At 67.2% G+C, this 10,950-nt stretch carries 10 protein-coding genes; 8 read left to right on the top strand and 2 right to left on the bottom strand.

Annotated features, from left to right (window positions below; all coding sequences use genetic code 11):
* The 5 genes from ON43_RS30185 to ON43_RS30165 form a co-directional block, all read left to right on the top strand.
* Positions 1–1,874: ATP-binding protein (locus ON43_RS30185; protein ID WP_040813029.1), on the top strand; the 1,874-nt coding region annotated here is incomplete at its 5' end.
* The gene (locus tag ON43_RS30180) at positions 1,871–3,031 is read left to right on the top strand and encodes an acyl-CoA dehydrogenase family protein (protein ID WP_040813019.1); all 1,161 of its coding nucleotides are present in this window, start codon (positions 1,871–1,873) and stop codon (positions 3,029–3,031) included. The genes ON43_RS30185 and ON43_RS30180, both read left to right, overlap by 4 nt.
* Entirely contained in the window at positions 3,028–3,507 is a 480-nt protein-coding gene (locus ON43_RS30175; protein ID WP_040813017.1) for a MaoC family dehydratase, read from the top strand. Before ON43_RS30180 ends, ON43_RS30175 begins: the two co-directional genes overlap by 4 nt.
* Positions 3,504–4,337 (top strand): HpcH/HpaI aldolase/citrate lyase family protein, encoded by an 834-nt coding sequence (locus ON43_RS30170; protein ID WP_040813016.1) that lies wholly within the window; start codon positions 3,504–3,506, stop codon positions 4,335–4,337. Before ON43_RS30175 ends, ON43_RS30170 begins: the two co-directional genes overlap by 4 nt.
* Positions 4,338–6,281 (top strand): acetoacetate--CoA ligase, encoded by a 1,944-nt coding sequence (locus ON43_RS30165; RefSeq protein ID WP_040813015.1) that lies wholly within the window; start codon positions 4,338–4,340, stop codon positions 6,279–6,281.
* A gap of 10 nt (positions 6,282–6,291) precedes the next feature.
* Here the strand turns inward: ON43_RS30165 and ON43_RS30160 are convergent, their stop codons facing one another.
* A complete protein-coding gene (locus tag ON43_RS30160; RefSeq protein WP_040813014.1) occupies positions 6,292–6,888 on the bottom strand; it encodes a helix-turn-helix domain-containing protein in 597 nt (198 codons plus the stop codon).
* Between the two features lie 142 nt (positions 6,889–7,030).
* Between ON43_RS30160 and ON43_RS30155 the strand changes: the two genes are divergently transcribed.
* From ON43_RS30155 to add, 3 genes are read left to right on the top strand one after another with little or no spacing between them, the layout of a single operon-like run.
* Positions 7,031–8,401: a purine-cytosine permease family protein gene (locus ON43_RS30155; protein ID WP_051179444.1), complete on the top strand. Its 1,371-nt coding sequence runs from the start codon at positions 7,031–7,033 to the stop codon at positions 8,399–8,401.
* Positions 8,398–9,444, top strand: a complete 1,047-nt coding sequence (locus tag ON43_RS30150) for an isopenicillin N synthase family dioxygenase (protein WP_040813013.1) — start codon at positions 8,398–8,400, stop codon at positions 9,442–9,444. The genes ON43_RS30155 and ON43_RS30150 overlap by 4 nt, the downstream gene beginning before the upstream one ends.
* Complete coding sequence (add, locus tag ON43_RS30145) at positions 9,441–10,457, top strand: adenosine deaminase (protein ID WP_245568811.1); 1,017 nt, start codon at positions 9,441–9,443, stop codon at positions 10,455–10,457. The genes ON43_RS30150 and add overlap by 4 nt, the downstream gene beginning before the upstream one ends.
* On the opposite strand, the gene ON43_RS30140 is transcribed toward add, so the two are convergent.
* Complete coding sequence (locus ON43_RS30140; RefSeq protein WP_040813012.1) at positions 10,440–10,865, bottom strand: DUF4254 domain-containing protein; 426 nt, start codon at positions 10,863–10,865, stop codon at positions 10,440–10,442. The two genes, add and ON43_RS30140, sit on opposite strands and share 18 nt — an antisense overlap.
* Positions 10,866–10,950: the final 85 nt, after the last annotated feature.

Raw genomic sequence — 10,950 nt, 5'->3', positions numbered from 1 at the left:
CGGGTGCCCGTCACGTGCGGGAGGCGGATACGGCCGTGCGGCTGGGACCGGCACCGGCTCGGGAGTCGTACCTGAGCATCGAGAAAGTCGTTTCGGCCGCCGTGCGGTCCGGTGCGCAGGCCGTGCATCCGGGATACGGCTTCCTGTCGGAGAATTCGGCCTTCGCGGCGACGCTCGAGGATGCGGGGATCGCGTTCCTCGGCCCGTCGGCGCGGGCCATCGAGGTCATGGGCGACAAGATCACCGCCAAGAACGCGGTGGCCGAATACGGGGTGCCGGTGGTGCCCGGCATCGCCAAGCCCGGGCTCACCGATGCCGAATTGATCGACGCCGCAACCGAAATCGGGTATCCGGTGCTGGTCAAGCCGTCGGCCGGTGGCGGCGGTAAGGGGATGCGGCGGGTGGACGACCCGGCCGATCTGCCTGCCGCACTGGTGAGTGCGCGTCGTGAGGCCGGGGCAGCGTTCGGGGACGACACGCTGTTCCTGGAACGCTTCGTCACCCGGCCCCGGCATATCGAGGTGCAGATTCTGGCCGACCAGTTCGGGCATGTGCTGCATCTGGGCGAGCGCGAATGCAGCCTGCAGCGGCGGCATCAGAAGGTGATCGAGGAAGCACCGTCGCCATTGCTGGACGCGAGGACCCGGGCCCGGATCGGTGCGGCGGCCTGCAATACCGCGCGCAGTGTGGATTACGTGGGCGCGGGGACCGTGGAATTCATTGTTTCCGCGGATGCTCCGGACGAGTTCTTCTTCATGGAGATGAATACCCGGCTCCAGGTCGAGCATCCGGTGACCGAGCTGGTGACCGGCGTCGATCTGGTGGAATGCCAGGTGCGCATCGCGGCCGGGCAGAAGCTGGCGGCCGCGCAGGAGGACATCCGGCTCACCGGGCACGCCATCGAGGCGCGGGTGTACGCGGAGGATCCGGGGCGCGATTTCCTGCCGACCGGTGGCACCGTGCTGGCCTTGTCGGAGCCGGAAGGGCCCGGCGTGCGGGTGGATTCGGGGCTGCGGGCGGGGACCGTGGTCGGGACCGATTACGACCCGATGCTGTCGAAGGTCATCGCGCATGCCTCGGATCGGGCCGCTGCGATCGCCAAACTGGATGGGGCGCTGCGGGATACGCAGATTCTCGGGGTGCGGACGAATATCGACTTCGCGCGGTTCCTGCTCGCGGATTCGGATGTGCTGGCGGGGCGGCTGGATACGGGTCTGCTGGATCGGCGGGCCGTGGATTTCACACCTGCCGCTGTCACGGACGAGCAGTTCATCGCTGCTGCCGCGCAGTTGTGGGTGGGGCGGTTCCCGGATGGGCCCGCCGATCCGTGGCTGCAGCCCAGCGGTTGGCGAGTCGGGGAACATGCGCCCGTTGGGGTTCGGCTGATCGGAGGCGATCGGACGGCGCATGTGTACATCGAAGGGACCCCGTCGCAAGCCACCGCCTGGGTTGAGGAGGGCGAAAAGCGCTCGCTGGCCGTCCTTTCCGAGGGTTCCTCGCTGACGGTGACCCTTGACGGCCTTCGCACCGCCTTCCGCGTCGCCACCCAGCCGGGCCAGATCTGGGTCGCCGACCGGACCGGCACCGCGCTGCTCCGCGAGGTCGCCGAACTCGACGTCCGCGCCGGTGACGCGCACGTCGGTGACGCCGAAATCCAAAGCCCCATGCCGGGTTCCGTCATCGCCACCCCCGTCGCCGATGGCGCGCACGTCGAGGCGGGGACGCCCATCGTGGTGGTGGAGGCCATGAAGATGGAGCACGCCCTCACCGCACCCATTGCCGGCCGCGTCGAGCTGCTGGTCGAAGCGGGTGCGCAAGTGAAACTCGAACAGCCGCTGGCCCGCATCATCGCCGAGGAGAACATTCAGTCATGACCGATTTCCTGTCCACCGGAACTTTGCCCGACGAGTACCGCCAGCTCGCGCTCACCGTGCGTGATTTCGCCAATCAGGTAGTGGCCCCGGTCGCCGCCAAGCACGATGCCGAGCACAGCTTCCCGTACGAGGTCGTCGCGGGCATGGCCGATATGGGCCTGTTCGGCCTGCCGTTCCCGGAGGAATTCGGCGGCATGGGCGGGGATTACTTCGCGCTGTGCCTGGCGCTCGAGGAACTGGGCAAGGTCGACCAGAGCGTGGCCATCACGCTGGAGGCGGGTGTCTCGCTGGGCGCCATGCCGATCTACCGGTTCGGCAATGACAAGCAGAAGGCGGAGTGGCTGCCGCTGCTGGCCTCCGGTCGTGCGCTGGGTGCGTTCGGGCTGACCGAGCCGGGCGCGGGCAGCGATGCGGGCGGCACCCGGACCACGGCGGTGCTGGACGGCGACAGCTGGATCATCAACGGCTCCAAGCAGTTCATCACCAACTCGGGCACCGATATCACCCGGCTGGTGACCGTGACCGCGGTGACCGGCGGCGTGGACGGCAAGAAGGAGATCTCCACGATCATCGTGCCGACCGACACTCCCGGCTTCACCGCCGAGCCGGCCTACAACAAGGTCGGGTGGAATGCGTCGGATACCCATCCGCTGTCGTTCGACGACGTGCGGGTGCCTGCCGAGAATCTGCTGGGCGAGCGGGGTCGCGGCTACGCCAACTTCCTGCGGATCCTCGACGAGGGCCGAATCGCCATCGCGGCGCTGTCCGTCGGCGCGGCGCAGGGCTGTGTCGACGAGAGCGTGCGGTACGCGCATGATCGGCAGGCGTTCGGGCGGGCCATCGGCAGCAATCAGGCCATCGCGTTCAAGATCGCTCGCATGGAGGCGCGCGCCCATGCCGCCCGCACCGCCTACTACGACGCGGCCGCGCTCATGCTGTCCGGCAAGCCCTTCAAGAAGGAAGCCGCCATCGCCAAGCTGGTCGCCAGCGAGGCCGCCATGGACAATGCCCGCGACGCCACGCAGATCTTCGGCGGCTACGGCTTCATGAACGAATATGCTGTGGCCCGGCACTATCGCGACAGCAAGATCCTGGAAATCGGTGAGGGCACCACGGAGGTGCAGTTGATGCTGATCGGGCGGGAGCTCGGCCTGTGAGCTCTGTGAAGCGGGTCGTCCAGCGCGGCTTGTGGTTCGAGGAGTTCGAGACCGGTGTGGTGTACGAGCACCGGCCGGGCCGCACCATCACCGAGGCCGACAATGTGCTGTTCACGACGCTGACCATGAACACCCAGGCCCTGCATCTGGATGCCGCGTTCTCGGAGGCGCTGCCGCCTTTCCATCAGCGGCTGGTGAATTCGATGTTCACACTGTCCACCCTGGTGGGCCTGTCGGTGGCGCAGCTGACCCAGGGCACCATCGTCGCGAATCTGGGGTTCTCCGATATCGCCTTCCCCAAACCGCTTTTCCACGGTGACACGCTGTACGCGGAGACCGTGGTCACCGACCTGCGGGAATCCAAGAGCCGTCCGGGCGAGGGGATTGTGACCTTCGCGCACACCGGGCGCAATCAGAGTGGTGATGTCGTGGCCACCGCCGTCCGGAAAACCCTCGTCAGGAAGAAACCGGTATGAGTTGGGAAATGCCCGGTCCCGCTTGGCTTTTCTGCCCGGCCGACCGGCCCGAGCGGTACGCCAAGGCGCTCGCCGCCGCCGATGTGGTGATCATCGATCTGGAAGACGGTGTCGCCGAGTCGGACAAGGCGGTGGCGCGCGAGGCGCTGATCTCGACGCCGCTCGATCCCGAACGCACCGTCGTCCGGGTCAATGCGGCGGGCACGCTCGAGCACATGCTCGATCTGGACGCGCTGGTGCGCACCGAGTACCGGCGCATCATGCTGCCGAAATGCGAATCGGCCGAACAGATCACGCGGCTGGCCGACTACGAGGTGATCGCGCTCGTCGAATCGCCGCTGGGCGCGCTCGCGGTCGGCCGGGCGGTCATGGTGCGCAATGCCATCGGCGTCATGTGGGGTGCGGAGGATCTGGTCGCCGCGCTGGGCGGGAACTCCTCCCGGCACGCCGACGGCGGGTATCGGGATGTGGCGCGGCACGTGCGCTCGCAGTCGCTGCTGGCGGCCAAGGCGTACGGGAAGTTCGCGCTGGATTCGGTGTATCTGGATATCAAGGATCTGGAGGGGCTGGCGGTCGAGTCGCTGGACGCCGTGGCCATCGGATTCGATGCCAAGGTGGCCATTCATCCCAGCCAGGTTCCGGTGATCCGGACCGCGTACGCGCCGGGCGTCGACGAGGTCGACTGGGCGCGCAGACTATTGGCGGAAGCGCCGAATCATCGGGGTGTCTTCACCTTCGAGGGTCGCATGGTGGATATGCCGGTCATCCGGCATGCCGAGCGAATCGTGCAGCGCGCGGCCACGGCCGGCAGCGCGGGATTCGCGCAGTAGATGGGGTATAGCGTGGAACCACAGTGGGTGCCGGACGAGGCGGATATCGCCGAGGCACAGGTGACCAGCTTCGCGCTGTTCGTCGAGAAGCGGACGGGGCTGTCGCTGCCGGACTATCGGGCCTTGTGGCAGTGGTCGATCGAGGATCTGGCCGGGTTCTGGGGTGCGGTCTGGGACTACTTCGATGTGGGCGAGCGGTCCGACGAGGTGCTCGGGTCCACGGATATGCCCGGCGCGCAGTGGTTTCCGGGGACGACGCTGAACTATGTGGATCAGATCGTGCGCCAGGTCCGCGACGACCGGCCCGCGATCCTGTCCGTCGACGAGACCGGTGAGATCACCGAAATCTCTTGGGCCGCACTGATCGCCACCGCGGCCGCCTTCGCCGAGACCTTGCGCGGGCTCGGTGTCGGGCCGGGCGACCGGGTTGCCGGATACCTGCCGAACATCCCCGAGGCCGTGATCGCCTTCCTGGGTACCGCCAGCATCGGAGCCATCTGGAGTGCTTGCGGCCAGGACTATTCCGCGCAGGCGGCGCTGGACCGGCTCGGGCAACTGGAGCCCAAGGTGCTCGTCACCGCCGACGGCTACCGGTTCGGCGGGAAGGTGCACGACAAGACGGCCGATATCGAGGCGCTGCGGGCCGGGCTGCCGTCGCTGGCGGCGACCGTGCTGGTGCCGCGGATCGGTGGTTCGGTTCCCGATACGTTGGCCTGGCGGCACGTCGAGCCGGGTGATGGCGATGTCGATATCGACACCACCGCAGTCGATTTCGCGCATCCGCTGTGGGTGCTGTACTCCTCCGGCACCACCGGCAAACCCAAGGGCATCGTGCACGGGCACGGCGGCGTGCTGCTCGAGCATCTGAAAGCCGTTGCGCTGCAGTCCGATATCGGTCCGGACGACACCTTCTTCTGGTACACCAGCCCGAGCTGGATGATGTGGAACTTCCAGATCGCCGGTCTGCTGGTGGGTGCGAGCATCGTCTGCTACGACGGCAGCCCGGCCGCCCCGACACCGGATGCGCTGTGGCAGTTGGCCTCCCGGACCGGCGCGACGGTCCTCGGGACCAGTCCCGGCTACGTGCTGGCCAGCGCCAAGGCGGGCGCGGTGCCGCGCACCGATCACGATCTGTCGGCGCTGCGGCTGGTCGGCATCACCGGTTCGTCGCTGCCGCCGTCGTCCTCGCTGTGGCTGCGTGACAATGTCGGCGCGGACGTGCCGGTGGCCTCGATCAGCGGCGGCACCGATGTGGTGTCGGCGTTCATCGGCGGGGTTCGCACGGTGCCGGTCTGGCCGGGCGAGCTCTCCGCGCCGTATCTCGGTGTGGCGCTGGATGCCTGGGACGAGCAGGGCAATCCGGTGCGCGGGGAGGTCGGCGAGCTGGTCATCACGAAGCCGATGCCGTCCATGCCGGTGTCGTTCTGGAACGACCCGGACGGGTCGCGGTACCGGGACGCCTACTTCGAGATGTTCCCCGGTGTCTGGCGGCACGGCGACTGGATCACCATCACCGAGCACGGCAGCATCGTCGTGCACGGCCGCTCGGATTCCACCCTGAACCGTCAGGGCATTCGAATGGGCAGCGCCGACATCTACCAGGCCGTGGAGGCGCTCCCGGAGATCGCCGAGGCCCTCGTTATCGGCGTCGAACTGCCCGAAGGCGCCTACTGGATGCCGCTTTTCGTCACCCTCGCACCCGGTGTCGAACTCACCGACGAGGTGAAGCAGCGGGTCAACGCGGCCATCCGCGCCGAGGTGTCGCCGCGCCATGTGCCCGACGAGATCATCGAGGCGCCGGGCATTCCGCACACCCGCACCGGTAAGAAGCTCGAAGTGCCGATCAAGAAGCTGCTCCAGGGCGCGGACCTGAGCCGGGTGGTGGCCCCGACGGCCGTCGACGATCCGGCGCTGCTGGACTGGTACGCCGCCCGCAAGCGATAGCGGCCGGGGCTCAGCGGGGCTGGGCGATGACCAGCAGGACATGCGCCGGCTGGTCGTCGACCAGGTGCCAGCGGTCCCGGATGGTCGAGGGAAAGTCGACGAAATCCCTGGGGCCCAGGCGAATTCGGCCCACGCCGATCAGCTCCACCTCCAGCTGGCCCGACACCACGTAAACCCCGGTCACGCCGGTGGATTCGAACCAGCCGCCTATGAACTGGCCCGGTTCCACCAGGTATTCGATGACCTCCAGCGGACTGTTCGGGCGCATGTGCAGCGCCCGGCCCACCGCGGCGTCGGGGCGGTCGCCGACGGGGAGCCGCAGGCCCTCATCGGCCCGCACCACCGTGACCCGCTCGGACTCGGGCGCGGGCAGTAGATCGCCGGGCGTCACCCCGAGCGCGGTGGCCAGGCGATAGGTGGTGACCATCGAGGGCGCGCTGACCCCGCGCTCGATCTGACTCAGGAACGGCTGGCTGATGCCCGCGCGCTTGGCCAGCTCCCGCATCGACAGCCCTGACTTCTCGCGCAGGTCCCGGACCATGCTCCCGACCAGTTCGGCCAGGGTGGCCTCATCGGGGTCTCGGGGAGTGGCAGCAGTGTCGTTCACACAGGCCAGTGTGCCCGATCCGGGTTTCGCGCGAGCGGGCGGGCGTTAACACAATCGTGACGCGAGTGAACGTCCACGCCATACAAGAACGCCAATCTGATTGCTGTCACTTATCACTCCTGCTTTACTCGGAGCGTGCCCGATGTCGGTCATCGATGGCGACCCACCAGTCACCACCACTACCCAGCCCGTCCCGCGCCTGGTCGAACAGCGCGGCATCGACCATATTCCGGAGGCCGAGCGCACGGGCACCGTGCGACGGCTCGGATTCATGTGGAGCGGGGTCATTCTCAATGTTCAGGTGGTGGTGTACGGCACGCTGCTCGTCGCCATCGGCCTGAACCTCTGGCAGGCGCTGGCGGCGGTGGCCATCGGCACCGCCACCTGGGTGCTCACCGGGCTGGCCAGTCTGCCGGGGCCTGCCGCGGGGACGACGACCTTCGCGGTCAGCCGGGCCGCGTTCGGCCGAAACGGCATGCGGCCCATCGCCTTCTGCAACTGGATTATGCAGATCGGGTACGAGGTGCTCGATCTGGTGATCCTGGTGCTCGCCGGATCGGCGCTGCTGGATCTGGCCGGTGTGCACACCTCCACCGGGCTGAAAGTCGCACTGCTGGTGGTGTTCTCGATCGCGCAGAGCTTGTTGCCCAGTCTCGGGCACGCGGCCATCACCCGGGTGCTGAATCTGCTGGTCGTGCCGTTCGCGGCGCTGTTCCTGGTGATGGCCTGGCTGACCGCCGACAAATGGCATGTGGCCGTGGGGCATCCGGCCGGGTGGGCGGCCTTCCTGGGCGGTGTGGCGCTCGCGTCCAGTGCCAGCGGACTGGGCTGGACCCCCAATGCCACCGATTACTCACGCTATCTGCCCAGCCGCACCTCGCGCCGCGGCATCGTGGCGGCGGTGACCCTGGGCGGCGCGATCCCGCAGGCGCTGCTCATGGTGCTGGGCATCGGCGTGGCCATGCTCACCCAGGACGCGACCGATCCGATCAGCGGACTGCCCAGTGTGTACCCCGGCTGGTTCCTGGCCCCGTACCTGGTGCTGGTGATCGCCCAGATGATCTCGCTCAACGCCATCGACCTGTACTCCTCCGGAGTCACCTTGCAGGCCATCGGACTTCGGATCGGGCGCTGGCAGGCGGTGGTGCTGGACGGGGTGATCTGCGCGATCATCGGCGCGATCGTGGTGTTCTCGGCGAACTTCAACACCTTCGTCAGCAACTTCCTGCTGTTCATGATCGTCTGGTTCGCGCCCTGGGCCGCCATCTACATCGTCGACTACCTGCTGCGACGCGGCCGCTACCGGCTCGAGTCGGCGCGCGGCTGGCACCTGCCCGGCGTGCTGGCCCAGGCCGCGGGCATGATCGCCGCCCTGCTGTGCATCGAGACCACCGTCTTCACCGGGCCGATCGCGAAGCTGTGCGGCGGAGCCGATTTGAGTGTCCCGGCGGGGCTGCTGGTCGGCGGGCTCACCTATTACCTGGCTGTTTCCACTCGGAAGGATGAACTATGACATTCGAAGTACCGATCATCGATATCACCGCCTTCGTCACCGACGGCGACGCCGCAGCCCGCGATGCGGTGGCGCGCGCGATCGACGAGGCCGCCAGTACGGTCGGATTCATGCAGGTCGTCGGACACGGTGTGCCGCAGGCGATCCTGGACGATTTCGCCGCCGCCCTCGACCGCTTCTTCGGTCTGGAATTGACGGTGAAGAAGCAGTATCGGGTGCCACCGCCGATCAACCGGGGCTACTCTCCGCCCAAGAGCGAGAGCTTGAGCCTGAGTCTGGGCGTGGAGTCGGCGTCGCGCATGAACGACTTCTTCGAGGCGTTCAATATCGGTGTCGCGGCCTCCGAGCATCCGGGGCTGGATCTGTCCATCCTCGACTACGCCGAAAACGTGTGGCCGGAAGAGATTCCGGGATTCCGGGAACCGGTGGAAGCGTATTTCGCCGAGGCGGCGCGGGTCGCGCGGACGCTGGCGACGGCCTTCGCCCGGGCGTTGGAGTTGCCCGACGGATACTTCGAACCGTTCATCGACCACTCGCAGGATGTCCTGCGCATGAACAACTATGCGCTGCCGCCGGGCACGGTGGACCTCGACGGCGATCTCACCGGCATGGGCGAGCACACCGACTACGGCATCCTCACCGTGCTGTGGGCCGACCAGGTCGCGGGCTTGCAGGTGCTCGGCGCGGATGGAGTGTGGCACGATGTCGCACCCGCGGACGGGGCGCTCCTGGTCAATCTCGGTGATCTCATGGCCCGTTGGACCAATGAACGCTGGCTGTCCACGCTGCATCGGGTGAAGCCGCCGGTGGTGGACGGAACCATTCGGCGTCGGCGCAGCGCGGCCTACTTCTGCGACGGAAATGCCGACGCCGTAATCGAGACGCTGCCGTCGTGCATCGGCGAGGGCAGCAAGTACGAGCCGGTCACGGTGGCCGAGCATCTGCGCGTCAAACTGGCGGGTTCGCGTTACCTGCAACCGAATACGAACGCACCGCGAGAAGCGGCGCGGGTGCTGGCGGCGCAGCAGGGGGAGCGGGCGTGAGCATTCCCTACCGCATGTTGCCGAAGGTCAGCCTGCACTGCCATCTGACCGGTTCCGTGCTGCCGGAGACGGTGCTCGATCTGGCTCGCAAATACGGGGTCTCCCCGCCCGGCGGGCGCGGCGCGGATGATCTGTACGACATCGACAGTCACGAGGATCTGGACGAATTCCTGCGGGTCTACGACATGGTGGGCCGGGTGATGCGCGACGCCGACGACTTCCGGCGCACCACCTATGAATCGCTGACGGTGCTGGGCGCCGAACACGGCGTGCTCTACCGGGAGATCTTCGTCAGCCCGCAGTCACATCCCGGTGTCGAGTATCGGACGGTGCTCGACGGTGTGCTGGCGGGAATGCGAGAAGCCGAGCAGGACACCGGAATCGGCAGCAGGATGATTGTCGCGATCAATCGCGAGGACACGCCCGCCGCCGCGATCGAACTCGTCGAGCAGGTCATCGAGCACCGGCGCGACGAGGTGGTCGGAATCGGGCTGGACTATGCCGAGATCCACGGTCCGCCAGGGCTGTTCCACGAGGCGTTCCGGCTGGCCGGTCGAGCCGGATTGCATCGCACCGCGCATTCGGAATCGGGTCCGCCCGGGAATATCGAGATTCTGCTGGACATTCTCGGCTGCACCCGTGTCGACCACGGCTATCACGTCGTGGACGATCCGGCGCTCACGGCGCGCTGCCGGGACCAGGGGATCGTGTTCACCTGCACGCCGGTCAGTTCCGATATCGGCCGCTATTCCGGCAGCGGAAACGGTAAGCACGAGAAGATCGCCGCCATGGTCGAGGCGGGGCTGGCGGTCACCATCGACTCCGACGATCCGCCGATGTTCGGCACCGACCCGACCAATGATTTCCGGGTGCTGCACGAGGCGCTCGGTTATGACGCCGAACAGTTGACGGCCTTCACCCTTGCGGCGGTGGAAGGGTGCTGGCTCGACGAGACCGACAAGGCCGCACTGCGGGGTGCGGTGGCCGAACGGATGTCAGTGGGTGCCCGGTAGCCGGCGACGCCCGGTACTCACTTCCGACGCCAAATCCTCGTAGCCGACCGCCAATTCGGCCAGGTGCTCCCACGCCATGGTGAGTTCCACGCCGGATTCGCGGGCGAGCGCGGCATAGGCGGCGGCGGTGAGCCGGGCCAATCGGTCGATGACCGCGCCCAGGGTTTCGGTGTGGACCCGGGCCGCGCCGTGCGACGGCGGCAGTTGCGCGGTCACCCAGCAGTCGATCTCGTGCACCAAATCCGTTCGGATCGTGTCGAGTTTGACCATTTCATCCGGTTCGGCGGCCAATAGTCGCTCGTGTAGCGCGGTCAGATCGTGAGCGGCGCGTAGTAGTGGATGCCTGGGCTGACCGGTCCCTCGACAAGCCTGAAGGACTTGGTTCTTGGAAGGCAGTGTGTCCCTCATCGCGACTGCTCCTAATACCGCGAACTGCGAATTCCCAGCACATTAGACAGCGCAGATGACAGGGGGATGACTGCCGGTTCAACAA

The sequence above is a fragment of the Nocardia concava NBRC 100430 genome (genome assembly GCF_000308815.1).
GTDB lineage: Bacteria > Actinomycetota > Actinomycetes > Mycobacteriales > Mycobacteriaceae > Nocardia > Nocardia concava.
The sequence above is the reverse complement of the archived record's forward strand: the minus strand, read 5'-3'. Positions and strand labels throughout refer to the sequence as shown.

Excerpts from the sequence above, each read along its gene's own strand:
- ON43_RS30150 (WP_040813013.1), top strand. The coding sequence starts at position 8,398 with ATGACATTCGAAGTACCGATCATCGATATCACCGCCTTCGTCACCGAC.
- ON43_RS30170 (WP_040813016.1), top strand. The coding sequence starts at position 3,504 with ATGAGTTGGGAAATGCCCGGTCCCGCTTGGCTTTTCTGCCCGGCCGAC.
- ON43_RS30180 (WP_040813019.1), top strand. The coding sequence starts at position 1,871 with ATGACCGATTTCCTGTCCACCGGAACTTTGCCCGACGAGTACCGCCAG.
- ON43_RS30155 (WP_051179444.1), top strand. The coding sequence starts at position 7,031 with ATGTCGGTCATCGATGGCGACCCACCAGTCACCACCACTACCCAGCCC.
- ON43_RS30140 (WP_040813012.1), bottom strand. The coding sequence starts at position 10,865 with ATGAGGGACACACTGCCTTCCAAGAACCAAGTCCTTCAGGCTTGTCGA.
- ON43_RS30165 (WP_040813015.1), top strand. The coding sequence starts at position 4,338 with ATGGGGTATAGCGTGGAACCACAGTGGGTGCCGGACGAGGCGGATATC.